This window comes from Arthrobacter sp. UNCCL28, from assembly GCF_900102805.1.
In the GTDB taxonomy this organism is placed as follows: domain Bacteria; phylum Actinomycetota; class Actinomycetes; order Actinomycetales; family Micrococcaceae; genus Arthrobacter; species Arthrobacter nicotinovorans_A.
On record NZ_FMWE01000001.1, the window covers coordinates 602,458 to 624,777 of the forward strand.

Consider the following 22,320-nt stretch of genomic DNA (forward strand, 5'->3'; position numbering starts at 1 on the left):
GGCAACCCTGTCACAGGGCTACGACAGTTTTAGTGAGGCTGCATGGGTGACACTGCCCTCGTGGGCGCCCTTCGCGGCCACCAACACGCGGCGATGAGGTTCCAACGGGTAGAATCAATGCTCGTGGCTCTTACTATTGGCATCGTCGGACTGCCCAACGTCGGCAAATCAACTCTTTTCAACGCACTGACCCGCAACCAGGTGCTCGCAGCGAACTACCCGTTCGCAACGATCGAACCCAACGTCGGCGTCGTGAACCTTCCGGATCCCCGCCTGGCAAAGCTGGCTGAGATCTTCGGTTCCCAGAAGTTGCTGCCCGCTCCGGTGTCCTTCGTGGACATCGCCGGCATCGTCAAGGGTGCCTCAGAAGGTGAAGGCCTGGGCAACAAGTTCCTGGCGAACATCCGCGAGGCCGAGGCCATTGCCCAGGTTGTCCGCGTGTTCGACGACCCCGATGTCATCCACGTTGATGGCAAGGTGGATCCGCGTTCCGACATGGAGACCATCAACACCGAGCTGATCCTGGCCGACCTGCAGACCATCGAAAACGCCATCCCGCGTATCGAAAAAGAAGTCAAGATCAAGAAGCGCGAAGCTGCCGAGCTCGCCGCGATCAAGGCCGCCCAGGCAGTTCTGGAACGCGGAGACACCATCTTCTCCTCGATCAAGAGCGACAAACTGGAGATGGAGCACCTCAAAGAACTCGGCCTCCTGACCGCCAAACCCTTCATCTACGTCTTCAACGCCGATGAAGGCATTCTTGGTGACCAGGAAAAGCAGGATGAACTGCGCGCTTTGGTCGCCCCGGCTGATGCTGTCTTCCTTGATGCCAAGCTTGAGTCCGACCTCGTTGAACTGGATGAGGAAGAAGCCCGCGAGATGCTGGAAATGAACGGCCAAAGCGAATCCGGCCTGGACCAGTTGGCACGCGTTGGCTTCCACACCCTTGGGCTGCAGACCTACCTGACGGCCGGCCCCAAGGAAACCCGCGCCTGGACCATTCGCCAGGGTGACACTGCGCCCCAGGCCGCCGGCGTGATCCACTCCGATTTCCAGCGTGGCTTCATCAAGGCCGAGGTTGTCTCCTTCGATGACCTCATCGACGCCGGTTCCATGGCCGAGGCAAAGTCCCGCGGCAAGGTCCGGATCGAAGGCAAAGAGTACGTGATGGCCGACGGCGACGTGGTGGAGTTCCGCTTCAACGTCTAAGGTCATGAGCCGCGACAGGAATCCCCGATCCACGGCTGGCCGCCGCCAGCACTCTTCGGGCACAGATGAAGTAGCTGGCTGGGCTTTCCGTGGGAGCTCCGCGATAGGCACGGCCCTGCCAGCGGTGACTACATTGCCTCCAGCGCATTGGTGGTTCTGGTCATATTTGTGGCGGTATTCCCTGCGCATATGCATCCCAGGCAGTGCCATGGGAATGTTCTTCGGGTACCTGGACAGCACCGGCTACAAACTACACACGGATGCGGAGATGGTGGCCAACATTGGCATGTTCGGCCTCATGTTCGGAAGCCTTAGCCAGATCATTGCCTTCGTGGTTGCCTTGATTGCCTTTTTCGTGGGGAGGCCCGCCCGTCGGCAGTGGGCTGCTTACCGGCGAGCGGGTTGGACCACCACCGAGTGCCGGTCCGCGTACTTGCTTCAAAAGCAGGAGGCGGCCGCTCTTAGGCTGAATTCCCGTCTCCGCGGACTCGGGTTGGCCCCTGCACAGGCTCCGCGTCCAATGACGCCTCGGCCGCGCAGGAAGCCGTCATTGATGGGTCGGGTTGGGCTTGGGTTCGCCATTCTCATGCCAGCACTCCTGATCTTCATTCTTCTTGGTCCTTGGTTGGACTCGAAGGATGTCCAGACATTGGAGTGCGAGGTTGTGGCCGCAGAGCCGGCAACGAGTTCGGGCGGGACCAGAGGGGGAGCCTCGACTGCCTCCGTCCTGGTAAAGACGTCCAACTGCGGGACGCTTGGAGTATCGCACGGCGTTACTTTCGAGAACCGGGACGAGGTGGCGTCGAGTTTCACTATTGGCGCGACCTATGGCTTCGATATCGGCTGGTATAGCCGCACGTTCTTCAGGAATGGGGTTCAGTCGGTTCGGGGGTACCGGCTCATCTGACCTGAGCCGGCACAGCACAACTGACAAGGCATTCGCAACATAAGCCACGCGGTATCTCAAAGGACCTCGGTTCGACAGAACCAGGGTCCTTTTTCGCGATTAAAGCGTCCTGTCCTGCTGTCAGACAGCGTATGCTACCACCGGGTAACGTTTGACTTGAAATCCGCGGCAATTTAGGCATGTGTAGGTTGCGGAACGGTTACAGTTTGGCCAGCAAGTCCCAATATCCGGACACAATGTGGGTAGGCTTACACTCACATGTAGGCAACGTCACAGTAGGAAACTGTGCCTGTGCCTGGGGGATGTCACGAACTTCCCCTGCTCAACTCCACGACTCATAGGAGGCGGAATGCGTTTCTCGCGCACTTCCAAAGCTCTAGGCGTAGCGGCGATCATCGCCCTCGCAGCTACCGGTTGCGGTGGCGGCGGCAGCAACGACTCCGGTACATCGGCGGGCGACCCGAACAAGGTCATCATTGCCGACGGCTCAGAGCCGCAGCGCCCGCTCATGCCGGCAGACATCAACGAAGTCGGGGGCGGCAAGATTGCCACGCTGATCTTCTCCGGTCTCGTCAGCTACGACCCTTCCGGTAAGCCCGTCAACGAGTTGGCGGAGTCCATCGAAGCGCCGGACGCACAGAATTTCACCATCAAGATCAAGAAGGACCAGAAGTTCACCAACGGCGAGGCCATCACGGCCAAGACCTTCGTGGACTCGTGGAACTACGGCGCTGCGGCTAAGAACGCCCAGTTGAGCGCCACCTTCTTCGAGAGCATCAAGGGCTACGACGAAACCAGCGCAGAGGGTTCCACTGTAGAGACCATGTCCGGATTGAAGGTTGTGGACGACACCACCTTCACCGTCGAGCTCAAGCAGCCTGAATCCGACTGGCCGCTTCGCCTTGGCTACACCGCATTCATGCCGATCCCATCAGCCGCCCTGGCCGACCCGAAGACCTACGGCGAAAAGCCGGTAGGCAATGGCCCGTACAAGATGGCCGAAAACGGCTGGCAGCACAACGTGCAGATCCAGCTTGTACCGAACGCGGACTACAACGGTCCCCGCAAGGCGAAGAACGGCGGCGTGACGTTCAAGATCTTCCAGAACGACGACGCTGCCTACCAGGATCTCCTGTCCAACAACCTGGACATCCTTCAGGTCATCCCCACGAGCGCACTGAAGAACTTCAAGTCGGACCTGGGCGATCGTTTCATCGAGAAGCCCTACGCAGGTAACCAGACCATCGCTATCCCGGAGTACCTTCCGGAATGGAGTGGCGAAGCTGGCAAGCTCCGCCGCCAGGCTATCTCCATGGCCATCAACCGGGAAGAAATCACCAAGGTGATCTTCAGCGGCGGCCGTCAGCCGGCAAAGGACTTCACTGCTCCCGTCCTGGACGGTTACAGCGACAGCATTCCGGGCTCGGACAACCTGAAGTTCGACGCCACCAAGGCCAAGGACCTCTGGGCCAAGGCAGATGCCATCCAGAAGTGGGATCCGAACACGGCCTTCACCATTGCCTACAACGCTGACAAGGGTGGCCACAAGGCTTGGGTTGAGGCTCTGACCAACCAGCTCAAGAACAACCTCGGCATCAAGGCAGAGGGACTTCCGTTCGCAACCTTCAAGGAAGCACGCGATCTTGCAACCACCGGCAAACTGACTGGTGCAATCCGTGCCGGCTGGCAGGCAGACTACCCGTCGCTGTACAACTTCCTCGGCCCGATCTACAAGACCGGCGCTGGCTCGAACGACGCCCGTTATGAAAACCCGACCTTTGACAAGGCGATTTCCGACGGACTGTCTGCACCTTCGGTTGCCGAGGGTAACAAGGCTATGAACAAGGCCCAGGAAATCCTGCTGCAGGACCTTCCCGCTATCCCGCTGTGGTACCAGGTATCACAGGGTGGCTGGAGCACTGGCGTCACGAATGTTGACTACGGTTGGGACGGCGTCCCGCTGTACTACAACATCACTGGCAAGTAACCGCGAAACGGCGGCGGAGGTGCTCAGCTGAGCGCGTCCGCCGCCGTCTCACGTTGCAAATCAATGACGCCCAACTCCGGTTGGGCGTCCTTGTGCAGGCCTACTTTGCCTCGGCATGGACCGTTTGCACATCAGACGAAAAGGTTCTTCGATGAACAACTCCGCTGCACCCCTGCACAGGGTGCCTGCTGATCGAGGTGTGATGCGCTGATGGCCACATACATCCTCAAGCGATTCCTCCAGCTGATCCCTGTTTTCCTGGGAGCCACACTGCTGGTCTACTTCCTGGTCTTCAGCCTTCCTGGAGACCCCATTGCCGCGCTCTTTGGCGATAAGCCTGTCAATGAAGCGGTCGCGGCCAAGCTGCGTGCCCAGTACAACCTGGACCAGCCCTTCATCATCCAGTATTTGCTTTACCTGAAGAGCATCTTCACTTTTGACCTTGGACAAGACTTCTCCGGTCGGCCCATCGCGGCAGTCCTCGGCGAGGTTTTCCCGGTTACAGCCCGCCTTGCAGTGATGGCTCTCATCTTTGAAGCCGTCTTCGGTATCGCTTTCGGTCTTGTAGCTGGTCTTCGCAAGGGGAAGTTGTTCGACGGCACCGTTCTGATCGCTTCGCTGATCGTCATTGGCATCCCGATCTTCGTGCTGGGCTTCATTCTTCAGTTCTTCATCGGTGTGCAGTTGGGTTGGGCGAAACCGACTGTCAGTGCTGCCGCAACAGTGCAGGACCTGATATTGCCGGCAATTGTTCTTGGCCTGGCATCCTTCGCCTACGTTCTGCGATTGACTCGAACCAGCGTGATCGAAAACATGAACGCCGATTATGTTCGTACAGCGACCGCTAAGGGCTTGTCCCGTTTCAGGGTTGTCAACGTCCACATTCTGCGGAACTCGCTGATCCCAGTTGTGACGTTCCTGGGGGCAGACCTCGGCACCCTGATGGGTGGAGCAATTGTTACTGAGGGCATCTTCAACGTTCCCGGCGTGGGCAACAGGCTATATCGGGCCGTCTTGTCGGGTGAAGGTCCCACCGTGGTCTCCATTGTCACCGTGTTGGTGTTGATCTACTGTCTCTCCAACTTGCTTGTTGACCTCCTTTACGCCTGGCTTGACCCGAGGATCCGCTATGACTCCTGAAAGTAACCTGACCGGGCAGGACACCTCCCGGCGACACATCGAGCACTTTGTTGCCGACCTGGACGAAACGCCCCTCCAGGCCACCGACAAGGTCAAGGAAGACAGCGCTCCGTCAAGCCTTTGGGGTGAGGCATGGAAGAACTTGCGCAAGCAGCCGCTGTTCATCATTTCGGCCATCATGATCCTGGCCGTCGTCGTGGTATCGCTCTTCCCTGGCTTGTTCTCGCAAATTGATCCCTCAAATGAGGCCTGCCAGTTGGCAAACTCGGATGGCGGACCTACCAGTGGGCACCCGCTGGGCTTCACACAGCAGGGCTGTGACGTCTATGCCCGTGTCATCTTCGGTACTCGTTCATCGGTTACCGTCGGTCTGTTCACTACTATCGGCGTCGTTCTATTCGGCGGCATTGTTGGTGCCCTCGCGGGTTACTACGGTGGCTGGGCGGATGCCCTCCTTGCACGCCTGACGGACATCTTCTTCGCATTGCCGCTGATCCTCGGCGCCATTGTGATGATGCAGCTCCCCGTTTTCCGTGCCAACCGCACAGTGTGGACGCTGGTGTTGATCCTGATTGTCTTTGGCTGGCCTCAGATCGCACGCATCACCCGCGGTGCTGTGATCGAGGTGAGAAACGCCGACTTTGTCGTAGCCGCTCGTTCGCTTGGTGTCTCGCGCTTCCGTTCCCTGTTGCGCCACGTGCTGCCGAACTCACTGGCTCCGATCATCGTCGTGGCAACGATTTCCCTCGGCACCTTCATCGTCGCTGAATCAACCCTCTCCTTCCTTGGAATTGGGTTGCCACCCAGCGTTATGTCCTGGGGCAATGACATTCAGGCAGCTCAGGCTTCCTTGCGCTCAAACCCCATGCCGTTGCTGTACCCGGCTATCGCGCTGTCGATCACAGTCCTGAGCTTCATCATGCTCGGCGATGCCCTCCGTGATGCCTTGGATCCCAAGGCCCGCAAACGATGAAAGGCGAAGCCATGAGCTCTCCGGTTCATATCAAGGAAGAAGTCGCCGGCTCGGAGCGTCCGCTGCTGGAGATCAGAAACCTCGCTATCAACTTCACTACGAGTAATGGTGAAGTCAACGCAGTGCGGAATGCCCACTTAACGGTCATGCCCGGTGAGACTGTAGCGATTGTGGGTGAGTCAGGCTCAGGAAAGTCCACATCGGCCCTGGCCGCGATCGGTTTGCTCCCCGGCAATGGGCGGGTCGCCGGCGGAGAGATTCTCTTTGACGGCGAAGACATCGCACATGCCAGCGAGAAGCGAATGATCGAGCTGCGTGGAAACTCAATCGGCATGGTTCCCCAGGACCCTATGTCCAACCTAAATCCCGTATGGAAAATTGGTTTCCAGGTCAAGGAAACTTTGAAAGCCAACGGGCTTCCCTCCGGGCCCGAAGATGTTGCCAAAGTACTCTCTGAGGCGGGCCTGCCTGATGCCTCACGCAGGGCCAAGCAGTATCCGCACGAGTTCTCCGGCGGCATGCGCCAACGTGCGCTCATTGCAATCGGGTTGTCGTGCCAGCCACGACTCTTGATCGCGGATGAACCAACTTCGGCGCTTGACGTCACCGTTCAGCGACAGATTCTGGATCACTTGGACAAGATGACTTCCGAACTGGGCACGGCTGTTCTGCTCATCACCCACGACCTCGGCCTTGCAGCCGAGCGCGCGGACAAGGTGGTTGTCATGTACAAGGGGCAGGTAGTGGAGTCCGGCCCGTCACTTGAGCTGCTCCGTAATCCGCGCCACCCTTACACGAAGCGACTGGTTGCGTCGGCGCCGTCGTTGGCTTCGCGACGAATCCAAGTGGCAAAGGAACAGGGCCTCGAATCGGAGGAACTGCTGGCCCCTACCGAGCCGGTAGTTGTTGAGGCGGCTCTTCCCGAGGAGGTTCTGAAGGTTGAAAACCTGACCAAAGTCTTCAAGCTTCGCGGAGGCATCGGCAAGGCTACGGATTTCACGGCTGTGGACTCTGTCTCCTTTGCCGTCAAACGAGGAACCACAACAGCGATCGTTGGGGAGTCCGGATCCGGCAAGTCGACCGTGGCGCAGATGGTTCTTAACCTGCTTGAGCCGACGTCAGGGAAGATCATCTTCGACGGCGTCGACACGTCCACGCTCAACAGCAAGGACCTGTTCAAGTTCCGCCGCCGCGTCCAGCCCATCTTCCAGGACCCTTACGGTTCGCTTGATCCGATGTACAACATCTTCCGTACCATCGAAGAGCCGTTGCGGACACACAAGATCGGCAACAAGGCCAGCCGGGAAAAGAAGGTCCGGGAGCTCCTGGACCAGGTGGCACTTCCGCAGTCCACAATGCGCCGCTACCCCAACGAACTTTCCGGTGGGCAGAGGCAGCGCATCGCCATCGCGCGCGCCTTGGCGCTGGACCCGGAAGTCATCATCTGTGACGAGGCTGTTTCGGCCCTGGACGTCCTGGTCCAGGCACAGGTGCTGAACTTGCTGGCTGATCTGCAGGACAACCTTGGCCTGACGTACCTGTTCATTACCCACGACCTTGCGGTTGTTCGCCAGATCGCGGATCACGTCTGCGTCATGCAAAAGGGCAAGCTTGTGGAGACGGGCAGCACGGATGACGTCTTCGACAACCCTCGCGAAACCTACACGCAAGCACTCCTGGATGCGATCCCGGGTGGTTCGCTGCTGTTGCCGCCGGAAGTGGCCTGACCGGCGTCGTACGTTCAAGAAGCCGTTCACAACAAGAGCCGGTGGGTTCCGAAAGGAAACCACCGGCTCTTGCCGTTAAAACGCTTGTTGCGGGGCCCGCTTTGCGTGTCTCAAGGCCCATGAACCGAGCAGAGCGGGCCTCACAACGCCAGACGGGGGCGTCGCCACAACGCAGGAGACGACGACGCCGCGGGCTACTTCGCCGGGATGGCGCTGTCCGGGCGTGCAGTGAGGCCCAAGGCGCCGAGCTCCTTCGCCAGAACCCCACCAAGCTTGGCGTGGCCGGAGGGTTTGAGGTGCACCCCATCCTGGAGATCGCCTACGGCGTTGTAGCGGGTGAGCCAGTCGCCCGTGCTGACAAAGGGAATCCCGTGTTTCGCAGCGATACGTCCAAGGAGGGCATCGACTTCCGTCCGACGACCCCCACCATTGTCAGCCCCGCGTGCCAAGGTGCCGATCATGGCGACGGCTGCGCCTGGGTAGCGCTTCTTCAAGGCGGCCAGCAGGCGCTCGGCGTTACTGGTAATCTGTGCGTCCGTTGCCTTCTGGGAAGCGTCGTTGCCGCCGCCCTGCACCACGATCAACGGCGGATCTCCATAGGGGAGTATCCAGTCTCCGCGCTGCAGGGCGTCGATGTAGTTGCCTGTTTTGCCGTTGGAGGCCACAAAGCCCGTGCCGCCCATGCCCACTACCAGCAACTTGTAGCCCAGGGCTGCGATGCCTTGCTGCGGCCACGAGTCCTTGGGCATGGCCTGGGAGTCGCCGATCAGTACGGCCGTGTGGCGCACGTCGGCGAGCACCACTTCATTGCGGTTGTTCGCCGGGTTCTTGTAGAGCGAGCCGACAGGCAGGTCCAAGGGGCCGGGGGCCTGAGCGGCCCGCAGGGGCGGGGCAGCGGCTGTCTGGGCGGGCCCGGGCGCAGCAGATCGGGTGGGTGTGGAAGCGGGGTTAGTGGGGCTGGGTCCGCAGCCTGTTGCCAGAAAGCCGATGGCGATCAATGGTGCGAGCAGGCGGAACGCGGCCGAAGATTGTCGCATCAATGGGTCTCCGTGTGGCACTGGTTCTGCAGCAATCATGAGGCACAACGAACAGAAAATCCAGCATCTGGAGTAGCGGTTACTAAAGCGTGACGATATGTGAGCAGCACCACATTCGGCAGGTCAATGGCTTGCTTTTTAGGCTGGGAAATGCAACTGCGTTTAGACTGGATGCAGGTGCCCTGTGTCCCGGGGTCTTTTCGCTGTGTGTTCCGATCAAGTCGATCAGGTATGCGCGCGGATACAAACAGCTGACTTCACCACTGAATCGAGTCATTAACGCATGTCTGAAACCATCACCAACACTGCGTCGCGGAGCGATCTGCGCAACGTCGCGATCGTCGCACACGTTGACCACGGTAAGACCACCCTGGTCGACGCCATGCTCAAGCAGACCAACTCCTTCGCTTCCCATGGTGAGGTTGAGGACCGTGTCATGGACTCCGGTGACCTGGAACGCGAAAAGGGCATCACCATCCTCGCCAAGAACACCACGGTTGCCTACAACGGCCCGTCGTCCAACGGCGAGACCATCACCATCAACGTCATCGACACCCCTGGCCACGCCGACTTCGGTGGCGAGGTAGAGCGCGGCCTGTCCATGGTTGACGGAGTTGTCCTGCTGGTCGACTCCTCCGAGGGCCCGCTGCCGCAGACCCGCTTCGTGCTCCGCAAGGCCCTTGCTGCGCACCTGCCGGTCATCCTCCTGGTCAACAAGACCGACCGTCCCGATGCCCGCATCGATGAGGTCGTCCACGAGTCCATGGACCTGCTCCTTGGCCTCGCCTCGGACCTCGCCGACGAAGTTCCGGACCTGGACCTCGACAAGGTCCTCGAAGTTCCCGTCGTCTACGCTGCCGCCAAGGTTGGCCGCGCGTCCCTGGACCAGCCGGAAAACGGCTCGGCACCGGAGAACGAGGACCTCGAGCCCCTCTTCAAGACCATCATCGAGCACATTCCCGCTCCGACGTACAACCCGGACGGCGTGCTGCAGGCACACGTGACCAACCTGGACGCTTCGCCGTTCCTTGGCCGCCTTGCCCTGCTTCGCATCTACAACGGCACGCTCCGCAAGGGCCAGACCGTTGCCTGGGCACGTGCCAACGGTGAGCTCAAGAACGTCAAGATCACCGAACTGCTCGCCACCAAGGCACTGACCCGCGTTCCGGCCGAGTCCGCTGGACCCGGCGAGATCGTCGCCGTCGCCGGCATCGAGGAAATCACCATTGGTGAAACCCTCACCGACGCCGAGAACCCGCAGCCGTTGCCGCTGATCACCGTGGACGATCCCGCAATCTCCATGACGATCGGTATCAACACCTCGCCGCTGGCCGGCAAGGTCAAGGGTGCCAAGGTCACGGCCCGCCAGGTGAAGGATCGCCTGGACAAGGAACTGATCGGTAACGTCTCCATCAAGGTTCTCCCCACTGAGCGTCCCGACGCCTGGGAAGTCCAGGGCCGTGGCGAGCTCGCGCTTGCCATCCTGGTGGAGCAGATGCGCCGCGAAGGCTTCGAGCTGACCGTGGGCAAGCCGCAGGTAGTCACCAAGACCATCGACGGCAAGCTGCACGAGCCGATGGAACACATGACCATCGATGTCCCCGAGGAATACCTCGGCGCCGTCACCCAGCTCATGGCTGCCCGCAAGGGCCGCATGACCAACATGGCCAACCACGGCACCGGCTGGTGCCGCATGGAGTTCATCGTCCCTGCGCGTGGCCTGATTGGCTTCCGTACCCGGTTCCTGACGGACACCCGTGGCGCCGGTATCGCTGCCTCCATCTCCGAAGGCTACGAGCCGTGGGCCGGTCCGATCGAATACCGTACCAACGGTTCGATGATCGCTGACCGTGCCGGTGTTGTGACGCCGTTCGCCATGATCAACCTGCAGGAGCGCGGTTCCTTCTTCGTCAAGCCCACCTCCGAGGTTTACGAAGGCATGATTGTTGGCGAGAACTCCCGCGCTGATGACATGGACGTGAACATCACCAAGGAAAAGAAGCTCACCAACATGCGTGCCGCTTCCTCCGACACCTTCGAAAACCTGACGCCGCCGCGCGATCTCACCCTCGAAGAGTCCCTCGAATTCGCCCGCGAAGACGAGTGTGTCGAGGTAACTCCGGAATCCATCCGTATCCGCAAGGTCATCCTGGACTCCAACGAGCGCGCCAAGGCCAACCGCGCCCGCGCCAAGTCCTAGTCCGCACTGACTGACGCAGTCAAAGGCAGCTGAATGAAGAGGGGAGCCGTTGGTACGGTTCGTGGCATTGCCGCGGCCGTACTGGCGGCTCTTTTCGTTGCCATTGCAGGAACAGGCCTGCACCGTCAGGTGCTGCAAGTCTCAGGCGTCGAGGTCCCGTGGGGTGTTGCAGCGGCCCTGCTGCTGCTGGCATCGGTGCAACTGTGGCTTGCTGCCTGGTCCCGCTCAATAGTCCCGACGGCGGTTGCCGGCGTGGTGGGCTATGCCGCCGTCGGCGTCTTCTCATCAGCCGGAGCCGCCAAGCAGCTGGTACTGGGCGACGCAGTAGGCAACGTATGGGTCTTTGGTATCGCTGCAGTCACGCTGGTCATGCTGGTGGCTGCGAGCCGCCTGCGTGCCGGATGGACTGCCGCCGGGGCGCCGGCGGGGGAACCTCTTTCGCCGCGATGACCATGGCCAAAGGAATTTCGACGTCGGAGGTGCGGGTCCGTACGGTGCAACTGTTTTCGCCGGCGTCCAGCAGGTAGCCCAGGGCGTCGGTCAAGCCGTCGTCGATCCTGTACCGGACCACCACCCGGATACCTGGCTCCGCGGTGAGTAGGAATTGTCTGGGCGGCAAATGCGGGGGAGTCACCGTTTCATACTAAGACGCGGGCTAGGTTGGCGTCATTGCACTGTTGGATAATAGGCTCGGAAGTTCAGTGCCCGGCATGATGCCGGCCGTATTACCCCGGTCATCGCCGGGACAAACTGTGGAGAGGTCTGGGACGTGACGTACGTAATCGCGCAGCCGTGTGTGGATGTCAAGGACAAGGCATGTATTGAAGAGTGCCCTGTCGACTGCATTTACGAAGGTGAGCGTTCCCTCTATATCCACCCCGATGAATGTGTCGACTGTGGTGCCTGCGAACCTGTGTGCCCGGTGGAGGCCATTTATTACGAGGATGACACTCCGGAAGAGTGGGCCGACTACTACAAGGCCAACGTTGAATTCTTCGACGACCTCGGTTCCCCGGGTGGAGCAGCCAAGATCGGCAACACGGGTAAGGACCACCCGTTCATCGCCGCGCTGCCCCCGCAGAACCAAGACCACTAAAGGCGGTAGCTTCGTTGATTTCCGCGGCACCGGCTTTCGGCCTGAACCTGCCTGACTACCCGTGGGAGGCCATGGCGCCGTATGTTGCCACAGCTTCGAAGCATCCGGGCGGCGCAGTAAATCTTTCCATTGGAACGCCAGTGGACCCCACTCCGGGGCTTATCAGGGATGCCTTGGCAGCGGCAGCGGACGCCCATGGCTATCCCACGGTGCATGGTACCGAAGCCCTGCGCCAGGCCGTAGTGGACTGGTTCGCCGGCCGCCGCGGAGTTCCGGGCCTGGATCCCAAGGACGTCATGCCAACCGTGGGCTCAAAAGAGCTTGTCGCGTGGCTGCCATTCCTGCTCGGCCTCAACGCCGGAGACGTCGTGGTGCGGCCTACGGTTGCTTACCCGACCTACGACATCGGCGCCTCACTGGCAGGCGCCACAGCCGTTGCTGCCGATGACCTGGATGAACTGGATCCGGCCACCCGTGCCAAGGTCCGCCTGATCTGGATCAACTCTCCGGGGAATCCAACGGGCAGCGTCCGGGATGTCGAGTCGCTGCGCAGGATAGTGGGCCAAGCCCGTGAGCTCGGTGCAGTGGTGGCATCGGACGAGTGCTATGCCGAACTGGGCTGGGGCGAGTGGGATGTACAGCGCGGGGGAGAAGCTGTCCCCAGCATTCTTGATCCCCGCGTCACCGGCGGTTCCACGGATGGCCTGCTCTGCGTGTACTCGTTGAGCAAGCAGTCCAACCTCGCTGGTTACCGTGCCGCCTTCGTCGCGGGAGATTCCGCTATCGTGGCCAACCTGGTCAACAGCCGCAAGCACGCAGGGATGATCGTTCCCTACCCCGTGCAGGAAGCGATGCGCGTCGCCCTCGGCGATGTCGGCCACGTGATGTCACAGAAAGACCTCTACCGCGGCCGCCGCGAGAGGATTGTCCCTGCCCTTGAGCAATTCGGGCTGAAAATCCACGAATCCAAAGCCGGGCTCTACCTCTGGTCCACGGCCGGCGAAGCCACCTGGGATACGGTGGCACGGTTCGCCGAACTTGGGGTCGTCGTGGGGCCGGGCGTTTTCTATGGAGATGCCGGGAACGGTTTCATCCGGGTGGCCCTGACGGGCACTGATGAACGGATTGACGCCGCAGTGGAACGGCTGGCCACAGCCTCATAACATTGCTGTGACTTGCGCCACTATCAGCGCCATTCCGCCAGTAACCCGACGGCACGGATTAGTTCCGGAGGGTTACTGGCGGTAGCTTTTAACTGACTATCAATGGTGGCCTTCTCTAAGAAAGCACTTCGGCCGTTGGAGCCCTGCAACAGCAGGGTCAAGGGCGGCGGCACCAGAAGTTGGTTGGACAAGCGTTCGATAGAGGCCCAAAGGCCTCATGAAGGGGACTCCATGACTGAGACCACCAGCGCAACACTGCGCCATGCCGGCGGCGAACTCGAACTGCCGCGCATCAAGGTTGTAGAAGGAAACGAAGGTTACGACGTTTCCAAGCTGCTGAAGCAGACGGGCGCCGTTGCCTATGACCCCGGCTTCATGAACACAGCGGCCACCACCTCGGCCATCACCTACATCGACGGCGACGCAGGAATCCTGCGTTACCGCGGTTACCCCATCGAGCAGCTCGCGCAGCACTCGAGCTTCCTCGAAGTTTCCTACCTGCTGATCTACGGCAACCTCCCCACTCCCACGGAGCTGGAAGAGTTTGACCAGAAGATCCGCCGTCACACCCTCCTGCACGAAGAGCTCAAGGGCTTCTTCGGCGGGTTCCCGCGTGACGCCCACCCCATGCCGGTGCTCTCCTCGGCAGTTTCCGCGCTGTCCACGTTCTACCAGGACTCGTTGGATCCCTTCAACGCGGAGCACGTGGAAGTATCCACCATCCGGCTCATGGCCAAGTTGCCTGTCATCGCGGCCTACGCCCACAAGAAGTCCATCGGCCAGCCGATGCTCTACCCGGACAACTCCATGAACCTGGTGGAGAACTTCCTTCGGTTGAGCTTTGGCCTCCCGGCCGAGCAGTATGAAATGGACCCGGTAGTCGTCAAGGCGCTGGATCTCCTGCTCATCCTGCACGCAGACCACGAGCAAAACTGTTCCACGTCCACCGTTCGCCTGGTGGGTTCGTCCAACGCGAACCTCTTCGCTTCGGTGTCCGCAGGCATCAACGCCCTCTTCGGCCCTGCCCACGGCGGCGCCAACGAGGCCGTGCTGAAGATGCTCCGCCAGATCCAGGCCGACGGCATCAAGCCCGAGGACTACATGGAGAAGGTCAAGAACAAGGAAGACGGCGTCCGCCTCATGGGCTTTGGGCACCGTGTCTACAAGAACTACGATCCCCGCGCCAAGATCATCAAGGCAACGGCCCACGAAGTTCTCGGCAAGCTCGGCGGCAACGACGAACTGCTGGACATCGCCATGCGCCTGGAAGAGAAGGCCCTGGCTGATGACTACTTCATCCAGCGCAAGCTGTACCCGAACGTTGACTTCTACACCGGCCTCATCTACAAGGCCATGGGTTTCCCGGAGAAGATGTTCACCGTACTGTTCGCCATTGGACGCCTCCCGGGCTGGATTGCCCAGTGGCGCGAAATGATCAACGATCCCCAGACCAAGATCGGCCGCCCACGGCAGCTCTACACAGGGGAGCCGGAGCGCAACTACCCGGCCAACTGACACGGCAAAAATAGTCAGTAACGACGACGGCCGCTCACCTCGCGCGAGGTGAGCGGCCGTCGTCGTTGGTAGCGGAGGCTTCTGCAGCCTAGGCGTTGTTTGCCGCGGACGTCGCAGCAGAAGCGTTGTAGCCGTAGGGGTTGTTCTTCTGCCAGCGCCAGTGGTCCTCGCACATCTGGTCCACGGTCTTGGTAGTTGACCAGCCGAGGTCGGCCAGGGCAGAGGAAGCATCGGCCCAGAAGGCCGGGAGGTCTCCTGCACGGCGGCCGGTGATCTCGTACGGAATCGGCTGGCCGACTGCCTTTTCGAAGGACCGCAGGACTTCCAGGACGGAGGAGCCGCGGCCGGAGCCAAGGTTCCAACGCCGGACGCCTGCCCGCTCGGCGATGTAGTTCAGGGCTGCTACGTGGCCGTCGGCAAGGTCCACCACATGGATGTAGTCGCGCTGGGCGGTGCCATCGGGGGTGTCGTAGTCGCCGCCGAAGACCATGAGCTTCTCACGGCGTCCCACAGCCACCTGGGCAATGAAAGGGACAAGGTTGTTCGGGATGCCCTGGGGATCCTCGCCGATGCGTCCGGACGGGTGTGCGCCCACCGGGTTGAAATAGCGCAGCAGTGCGATATGCCAGCGGTCGTCCGCGTTGCCCAGGTCCGAGAGGATGTCCTCGATCTGTTCCTTGGTCCGGCCATACGGGTTGTTGGCGCCGATTTCCATCTTTTCGATGTAGGGGATGGGGTTGTGCTCGCCGTAGACCGTAGCTGAAGAGCTGAAAACGATTGATCGCACGTTGTGCTTGTCCATGGCCCGGAGCAGGTTCAGGGTGCCCACAATATTGTTGTAGTAGTAGGCCAGTGGTTCCTGGACGGATTCTCCCACGGCCTTCAGGCCGGCGAAATGGATCACGGCGTCGATTTGGTGCTGCTCGAACACGGCCTCGACCGCAGGCTCGTCAACCAGGTCAACCTTGTGGAACGCGGCAGTCTTGCCGGTAAGCTCCGAGACCCGGCGGAGGGATTCCTCGCTGGAATTCACCAGGTTATCAAGCACGACGACGTCGTGGCCGGCTTCCTGGAGGGACAAAACGGTGTGGGAACCGATGTAGCCGGTGCCGCCCGTGACAAGAATTTTCATGGTCTCTACGCTATCGGAAAGTGGAGCCACGCCGCTCAGTGTTGAGCGGTGTTGAAGCACATTTGTGCTAAAAACAATTAGTGCCCAAAATTGTTGATGCCGAAGCCCGGCGCCAGGAAGTTGTCCAAGCCGTTTTCCGGATCATTGCCAGCGATGGCTTGGAACGGGCGTCCCTCCGGGAAGTAGCGGATGAGGCCGGTCTGGCCGTGGGCTCGGTCCGGCACTACTTTGCCAGCAGCGACGACCTCCTGGTGTTCTCCTTCGGCGCTGTCATTGACCGCATTGCTGCACGGCTGGAAGAATCCCTGGCACTAGTCGAACAGGAGCCGCAGGGAAGCCCGAAACAGCATTCTGCAGTGGTGAACTTCCTGGGCCAGTTCCTGCCCCTGGATGAGGAGCTCGCCGTGGACGCCTGCGTGTGGATGGCCTTCAGGCACGCAGCACGGATCAAACCTGTCCTGGCAGCCGAAGCCGAGCGCAGCCACCGCACCGTAGCTGCCGCCGTCGGGCGTTTGATCATGCTCCTGAACCCCGGAGGGGCCGATGCCCAACAAACCCTGGTTACCGAGGCTGAACGACTCCTGGCCACGATGGACGGCCTGTGCATGCACGCCCTGCTGCAACCGGAGTGGATGACAGCGGAGATGTGCAGCGATGTCATCACTGCCCATCTCCATTCCCTGTCCGGCGCACCCGCTGCCGGTTAGGGAGCGGGTGCCCATGCCTCAGCAAAGCAATGAAATCCGCCCCTGACGTCGCGTCCCAACGGGAATAGACTGGGAGATGTCGGCACCCTGCCAAGGGAGGAATTCGTATGCACGAGTCAGGTGGCCCGGGTTGGCGCATCACCATGGACACGTCCGGGCCGATGCTCATCGCCCTGTACCTGCGGGAGATTGCCGGCCTGGATGGTGCGGGAACGCCGAGCCTGTCACATGCAGCCCCCAAAGTCCGGCACGCAGACCATAGCCACCTCACCTCGGACGTCGGAGGCATCCACGCCCTCAAAACCGAATGGGAAGCCTGGTGGGAAAGCCTGCTCAAGTCCTACCCCAACCCCGCCTCCGAACTGGCGCCACCCAGCTTCAAGGCTTTCGGTAACTCCCCGGCACTGCAGCGGGTGCTGCAAGCCCACTTTGGCTCTGCTTTGGGTTGGGCCACTGACAGGATTGACGAGTACGCCGAGATCGAGGCTGCCCGTGAGGTCAACGGTGTGACCCAGGTCCTCAATGAAATGGTGGAGGACAGGCTCCTGGAAGTCGGCCGGAGTTCGCGTGACTTTGAATTAACCATCATTGAGTTGCCGCTGAACGAGCCGCGTGCCTGGTATCTGGAGCCCAGCACCATGATCATGAGCCACAAGCTCTTGTCCGAGCCGGATGTTTTCCGGAGCTATGTTCAGCCGGTGGTGGAGATCCTCGCCTAAGCAGCGGGAGTGCAAAAACCTACGTGGCGGGGGCGGAAACGGTAATGGTGACCGCCCCGGAAGGAGCCGGCGAAACCTGCCAGCCGTCACGTTTCTCCCGGTTCCAGGCCTGGCCTCCAACATCCACCTGGGTAATTGACAGCGTTTTGGCGTTTGCCACAGCCCAATGCGCAACGGCCCAAGCTTGAGTGCCGGTGATGTCCAGTTGCACCGAGCGGCCTTGGACGGTGGCCGGCAGGGCGCCGAAGGCCGTGCTGAGTTCGTCCACGACGGCGGCAGGATCACCCGCCGCTTCGGGCATGCGCAGTTCGCAGCTCAGTGCCGCCTCGGAGTGCCCGGTAAGCGCAGAAGCGAAGGCCCTGCCCATGCCTTCATGCTGGGCGTAGGCCCGTGGGAAGGCCGAGCGTTGAACGGCTTGGGCGGCCTGGGTGATTTCCATGGATTCATAGCCAGGGACCTTGACCAGGCCGTCAAAGAACGCGTTCGCGGCGTAGGTGGGGTCCATGACCTGTTCCTCGGTTCCCCAGCCTTGGGAAGGTCTCTGCTGGAACAGGCCGCGGGAGTCTGGCCCGGCGTCGTCGCCGTAATTGATGTTCCGCAGCCTGGATTCCTGCATGGCCGTAGCCAACGCAATGGTTGCTGCCCGGGGTGGAAGCCCGCGCTGGACGGAGATGGCAGCGATCAGGGAGGCGTTGGCGGCCTGATCCGTGGCCAGCTCATGGCTTTCTGTGCCGACAACAGCGAAGCAGCGCTCCGTGACCAGGGTCTCGGAGCGCTGCAGCACTGCGGCTATTGCGTAAATGGCACCTGCTACCAGTGCCAAAGCCAGCACCGCAACGATGCCGAGGCGGAACCGGCGCATTGGTTGATCTCCTGCTAGTTGGCGTGGAGGGCCTCGTTCAGCTCCACAGTCTGGCCCTTGCGCGGAAGGACTTCCACGCCGCCTGTGGTGGAGTTGCGGCGGAACAGGAGGTTGGGAACGCCGGAGAGTTCCACAGCCTTGATGATCTTGCTGGTGTCCTCGCCGTTCTCGTCCTTGGGGCCGGGAACGCGGACGCGGGTACCGGCGGTGACGTACAGGCCGGCCTCCACTACGGAGTCATCGCCGATGCTGATGCCCACACCGGAGTTGGCGCCGAGCAGCACCCGCTCACCCAGGGCAATCTTTTCCTTGCCGCCACCGGAGAGCGTGCCCATGATGGACGCGCCGCCGCCAACGTCGGTGCCGTCGCCGGCCACAACGCCGGCGGAGATGCGGCCTTCCACCATTGAGGTGCCCAGGGTGCCGGCGTTGAAGTTTACAAAGCCTTCGTGCATCACGGTGGTGCCTTCGGCGAGGTGCGCACCCAAACGGACGCGGTCGGCGTCGGCAATGCGCACGCCGGTGGGAACCACGTAGTCGACCATGCGCGGGAACTTGTCCACGCCGAATACCACCACGTTGCCGCGTTTGCGCAGGCGGGCACGGGTCAGCTCGAAGCCGTCCACGGCGGCCGGGCCGAAGTTGGTCCAGACCACGTTGGGCAGCTTGCCGAAGACGCCGTCCAGGTTGATGCTGTTCGGCTTGACCAAGCGGTGGGAGAGGAGGTGCAGACGCAGGTAGGCGTCGGCGGTGTCTGCCGGAGCGGCGTCGAGGTCAATCTGGGCGAAGACCACTTTCTGCTCGGTGCCACGATCTGCGTCCTTGCCCTCCTCGGCAAGTGCGGTGAGCGCGGGATCGGCGTTCCCGACGTCGCGCAAGGACTCGGCGGCAACGCCCAGGGCAGGCGCGGGGTACCAGACGTCCAGCACGGTTGCTTCCCCGGAAGCCGAGGTGGCGATGGTGGCCAGGCCGAAGCCGTAGGCCGATCGGTGGTTGTCGGACGCGTTTGCGGGCGCAGCAGAGGAAGCAGTTTCAGTCATGGGGCAAGTCTATCCAGCAGGCAGAGGTCGGTTAAAACCCGTCTCATGCCAGAGAAGTCGCAATACGGGTGCAACCTGGTGGCCCGGATGACCAAGAATGGTAGATATTGTGGACGGGTGACCCTGAACCCTGCTCCCGCCCTCCTTGACCTGCGCCAGGACGTTGCCTTGCTGACGGCAGCGATCATCGACTTCAACAGCGTCTCCGGCAACGAGACTGAGCTCGCGGACGCCGTCGAGGCAGCTTTGCGCGCCATCCCTGCCTATACGGTGATCCGTGACGGCGACGCCATCATTGCCCGCACCGAACTGGGCCGGCCCGAACGCGTCATCCTCGCCGGTCATCTGGACACTGTGCCCCTGCCGACGGTTGACGGTTCGCTGGGAACTGTCCCGGCCACCTGGGAATCCGGTGTTCCCGGTGAGGGTGTGCTGTACGGGCGGGGAACCACCGACATGAAAGGCGGCGTCGCGGTCCAACTCGCCCTTGCCGCAACACTGTTCGACGACGACGGCCAGCCGGACAAGGACGTCACGTTCGTCTTCTACGACCATGAGGAAGTGGAAGCGGTCAAGAGCGGCCTGGGAAGGCTGGTCCGGAACCACGGGGACAAGTTGGAGGGTGACTTCGCAATCCTCCTGGAGCCCACGCACGGCACGGTGGAAGGCGGCTGCAACGGCACCAGCCGGTTTGAGGCCACCACCATCGGCGAAACAGCACACTCAGCGCGGGCATGGATGGGCGTAAATGCCATCCATGCAGCAGCCCCCATCCTGGCCCGGCTCGCCGCTTACCAGCCGCAAACCATCAACGTGGACGGGCTCGATTACCGTGAGAGCCTCAACGCGGTGAAGATCAAGGGTGGAACCGCCGGCAATGTCATCCCGGACCGCTGCGTGGTGGAAATCAACTACCGCTTTGCCCCGGATAAGACACCGGACCAGGCCGAGGCCCATGTCAGGGACCTGCTGGAAGGATTCGACGTCGTCCGTACGGACGCTGCTGCCGGCGCGAGGCCCGGACTCAACCACCCCGCCGCAGCGTCCTTCGTTGCCGCAGTAGGTGCTGAGCCCAAGCCCAAATATGGTTGGACCGACGTCGCGCGATTCAGCGAACTGGGTATCCCGGCGGTGAATTTCGGCCCCGGCGATCCCCTTCTGGCGCACAAGGACAACGAGCACGTCGACGCCGACGCCATCCGTGAGTGCCTCCGCGCACTGAGGACGTGGCTGGCGCCGTAGTCTGCCGGCTTCCTGAACTGGGCATAAAGAAGGTCCGCAGCCTGGTGGCTGCGGACCTTCCTAGTTTGGTGCAGGACTACTTCTTGTCCGGTCCGTCTACCGAATCCTTGGCGATGGGGTCGTTTCCGCCCACCATCAGGCCGGTGCGAAGGCTCGGGGCAGCAACGCCACCGGCTGCCTTCTTGGAACCGCGGCGCTCGATCATGATCGCAATCCGCGAGACGGTGAGGTTGATCAGGATGTAGATCGCGGCACCGACGAAGAAGGCCGGGAACAGGAAGTCCGGACCCAGGAAGTCGGCCATGATCTGGATCTTCCGCAGGAGTTCCTCATAGCCCACGATGTAGCCAAGCGAGGTGTCCTTGAGCAGGACCACCAGCTGTGCGACCAACGAGGGCAGCATGCGGCGGACAGCCTGGGGGAACTCGATGGACATCCGCGATTGGAAGCTCCGCAGGCCAATGGCGAGGCCGGCTTCGCGTTGACCCTTGGGCAGCGACTGGATGCCCGCACGGAGGATTTCGGCGAAGATGGCGGCGTTGTAGAGGGTCAAGCCCACCACTACGGCCTGGAACTGACCGGTTGCGAAGACCAGCAGCACGAACAACATCATGAGGACCACGGGCATGCCGCGGAGGAACTCAAGGACCACCTGGGTGGGAATGCGGACCCAGGCGATCAGGGAGATCCTCAGCAGGCAGAGCGCGATGCCCAACGGGAAGGCAATGACTGCTGCGACTGCGGCTGCGGCCAGCGTGGACAGGATGCCCTGGCCGATCAGGCTCCAGACATCCGGTGCCATGGGACCGTAGAAGATTTCCCAGCGGTCGGCGTCGAAAATTCCCTGCTGCGCGAGGGTCATGACCGCAATGGCAAGGATGCCAAGAATGATCAGGATGCCCGCTGCGGAGCCGATGAGCGAATAGAGGCGGGCCTTGGGCCCGGGGACGTCGTACAGGACCGAAGTCATCGGGCAATCGCCACCTTTCGTTCAACAAAGTGCGCCAGCAGGCCCAGCGGAACCGTGATCAGGAGGTAGAAGAAGGCCACCCCGAGGAGGATCCAGAGGACCTGGTCACCGTAGTCGTTGGAGAGCTTGCGGCCGTAGCCAAAAAGCTCGAGGACGAAGAACGCGCCGGCCACCGAGGAGTTCTTCACCAGTGCGATCAGGATGTTGATCAACGGCGGGATAACGGTACGGACGGCCTGGGGAAGGACAATGAAGCCCAGGACCTGGGTAAGGGTCATGCCGATGCTGCGGGCAGCTTCAGCCTGGCCCACGGGCACGCTGTTGACACCGGAACGGACGGCTTCGGCGATGAAGGCGGCCGTGTAACTGCTCAGCGCGATGATGGCGGCAACTTCGAACTGTTCGAACTTAACGCCCAGCCGGGGGAGAACGATGGCTGCGAAGAAGAAGATGATGGTCAATGGGGTGTTACGGGCGACTTCAACATAGAACATGCTGAAACCGCGCAGCGCAGCCACGGGGGAAACCCTCATGGCCGCCAGGAGTGTGCCGACAATGAGGGCAATGATTCCTGAAATTACGGAGAGATAGAGGGTGCGGAGAAATCCGTCCCAGTATTCGGGGAGGCTTGCTATGACGGCGTCCATGGCTTCCTTTGGCTGCAGCTAATCAGGGAACAGGGTCCTGGAGTCGT

20 protein-coding genes are annotated in these 22,320 nt (G+C 61.4%); 14 read left to right on the top strand and 6 right to left on the bottom strand.

Annotated features, from left to right (window positions below):
- Positions 1-123 precede the first annotated feature (123 nt).
- The 6 genes from ychF (at position 124) to BLQ01_RS02760 (ending at position 7,943) form a co-directional block, all read left to right on the top strand.
- Positions 124-1,209, top strand: coding sequence for a redox-regulated ATPase YchF (gene ychF, locus BLQ01_RS02735; RefSeq protein WP_026546223.1), 1,086 nt, complete (start codon positions 124-126; stop codon positions 1,207-1,209).
- Positions 1,210-1,417: 208 nt separating this feature from the next.
- Positions 1,418-2,116 carry a hypothetical protein gene (locus tag BLQ01_RS02740; RefSeq protein WP_254779175.1) on the top strand — a complete coding sequence of 233 codons (699 nt, stop codon included), beginning with the start codon at positions 1,418-1,420 and terminating at the stop codon, positions 2,114-2,116.
- A gap of 349 nt (positions 2,117-2,465) precedes the next feature.
- Complete coding sequence (locus tag BLQ01_RS02745; protein WP_026546220.1) at positions 2,466-4,103, top strand: peptide ABC transporter substrate-binding protein; 1,638 nt, start codon at positions 2,466-2,468, stop codon at positions 4,101-4,103.
- Positions 4,104-4,313: 210 nt separating this feature from the next.
- Positions 4,314-5,243, top strand: a complete 930-nt coding sequence (locus BLQ01_RS02750; protein ID WP_026546219.1) for an ABC transporter permease — start codon at positions 4,314-4,316, stop codon at positions 5,241-5,243.
- On the top strand, positions 5,233-6,216 hold the full coding sequence (locus tag BLQ01_RS02755; protein WP_051420672.1) for an ABC transporter permease: 984 nt from the start codon (positions 5,233-5,235) through the stop codon (positions 6,214-6,216). Before BLQ01_RS02750 ends, BLQ01_RS02755 begins: the two co-directional genes overlap by 11 nt.
- 11 nt (positions 6,217-6,227) lie before the next feature.
- The gene (locus tag BLQ01_RS02760; protein WP_223943398.1) at positions 6,228-7,943 is read left to right on the top strand and encodes a dipeptide ABC transporter ATP-binding protein; all 1,716 of its coding nucleotides are present in this window, start codon (positions 6,228-6,230) and stop codon (positions 7,941-7,943) included.
- A 194-nt stretch (positions 7,944-8,137) separates the two neighbouring features.
- Here BLQ01_RS02760 and BLQ01_RS02765 read toward each other — a convergent pair whose 3' ends face one another.
- Positions 8,138-8,980 (bottom strand): SGNH/GDSL hydrolase family protein, encoded by an 843-nt coding sequence (locus BLQ01_RS02765; protein WP_254779177.1) that lies wholly within the window; start codon positions 8,978-8,980, stop codon positions 8,138-8,140.
- Positions 8,981-9,263: 283 nt separating this feature from the next.
- Between BLQ01_RS02765 and typA the strand changes: the two genes are divergently transcribed.
- The 5 genes from typA (at position 9,264) to BLQ01_RS02795 (ending at position 14,954) form a co-directional block, all read left to right on the top strand.
- Complete coding sequence (gene typA, locus BLQ01_RS02770; protein ID WP_026539952.1) at positions 9,264-11,180, top strand: translational GTPase TypA; 1,917 nt, start codon at positions 9,264-9,266, stop codon at positions 11,178-11,180.
- Between the two features lie 33 nt (positions 11,181-11,213).
- A complete protein-coding gene (locus tag BLQ01_RS02775) occupies positions 11,214-11,630 on the top strand; it encodes a hypothetical protein (protein ID WP_091550038.1) in 417 nt (138 codons plus the stop codon).
- Positions 11,631-11,949: 319 nt separating this feature from the next.
- A complete protein-coding gene (fdxA, locus tag BLQ01_RS02785; RefSeq protein ID WP_018776555.1) occupies positions 11,950-12,276 on the top strand; it encodes a ferredoxin in 327 nt (108 codons plus the stop codon).
- A 14-nt stretch (positions 12,277-12,290) separates the two neighbouring features.
- Entirely contained in the window at positions 12,291-13,439 is a 1,149-nt protein-coding gene (gene dapC, locus BLQ01_RS02790; protein ID WP_091550039.1) for a succinyldiaminopimelate transaminase, read from the top strand.
- Between the two features lie 231 nt (positions 13,440-13,670).
- Complete coding sequence (locus BLQ01_RS02795; protein WP_024817462.1) at positions 13,671-14,954, top strand: citrate synthase; 1,284 nt, start codon at positions 13,671-13,673, stop codon at positions 14,952-14,954.
- Positions 14,955-15,042: 88 nt separating this feature from the next.
- Here BLQ01_RS02795 and galE read toward each other — a convergent pair whose 3' ends face one another.
- Positions 15,043-16,086 (bottom strand): UDP-glucose 4-epimerase GalE, encoded by a 1,044-nt coding sequence (gene galE, locus BLQ01_RS02800; protein WP_091550041.1) that lies wholly within the window; start codon positions 16,084-16,086, stop codon positions 15,043-15,045.
- A gap of 80 nt (positions 16,087-16,166) precedes the next feature.
- On the opposite strand from galE, the gene BLQ01_RS02805 reads away from it, so the two are divergent.
- Together BLQ01_RS02805 and BLQ01_RS02810 are read left to right on the top strand one after the other, a co-directional pair.
- Positions 16,167-16,793 (top strand): TetR/AcrR family transcriptional regulator, encoded by a 627-nt coding sequence (locus tag BLQ01_RS02805; protein ID WP_091550043.1) that lies wholly within the window; start codon positions 16,167-16,169, stop codon positions 16,791-16,793.
- A 107-nt stretch (positions 16,794-16,900) separates the two neighbouring features.
- Complete coding sequence (locus BLQ01_RS02810) at positions 16,901-17,512, top strand: hypothetical protein (protein ID WP_026539957.1); 612 nt, start codon at positions 16,901-16,903, stop codon at positions 17,510-17,512.
- A 19-nt stretch (positions 17,513-17,531) separates the two neighbouring features.
- On the opposite strand, the gene BLQ01_RS02815 is transcribed toward BLQ01_RS02810, so the two are convergent.
- Together BLQ01_RS02815 and dapD are read right to left on the bottom strand one after the other, a co-directional pair.
- On the bottom strand, positions 17,532-18,374 hold the full coding sequence (locus tag BLQ01_RS02815) for a transglycosylase SLT domain-containing protein (protein ID WP_091550044.1): 843 nt from the start codon (positions 18,372-18,374) through the stop codon (positions 17,532-17,534).
- Positions 18,375-18,388: 14 nt separating this feature from the next.
- On the bottom strand, positions 18,389-19,414 hold the full coding sequence (gene dapD, locus BLQ01_RS02820; RefSeq protein WP_091550046.1) for a 2,3,4,5-tetrahydropyridine-2,6-dicarboxylate N-succinyltransferase: 1,026 nt from the start codon (positions 19,412-19,414) through the stop codon (positions 18,389-18,391).
- An 87-nt stretch (positions 19,415-19,501) separates the two neighbouring features.
- Here dapD and dapE point away from each other — a divergent pair, with 87 nt between their 5' ends.
- The gene (gene dapE / locus BLQ01_RS02825) at positions 19,502-20,656 is read left to right on the top strand and encodes a succinyl-diaminopimelate desuccinylase (protein ID WP_091550352.1); all 1,155 of its coding nucleotides are present in this window, start codon (positions 19,502-19,504) and stop codon (positions 20,654-20,656) included.
- Positions 20,657-20,732: 76 nt separating this feature from the next.
- Here the strand turns inward: dapE and BLQ01_RS02830 are convergent, their stop codons facing one another.
- A complete protein-coding gene (locus BLQ01_RS02830) occupies positions 20,733-21,626 on the bottom strand; it encodes an amino acid ABC transporter permease (protein WP_091550048.1) in 894 nt (297 codons plus the stop codon).
- The gene (locus tag BLQ01_RS02835; protein ID WP_091550049.1) at positions 21,623-22,273 is read right to left on the bottom strand and encodes an amino acid ABC transporter permease; all 651 of its coding nucleotides are present in this window, start codon (positions 22,271-22,273) and stop codon (positions 21,623-21,625) included. The genes BLQ01_RS02830 and BLQ01_RS02835 overlap by 4 nt, the downstream gene beginning before the upstream one ends.
- Positions 22,274-22,320: the final 47 nt, after the last annotated feature.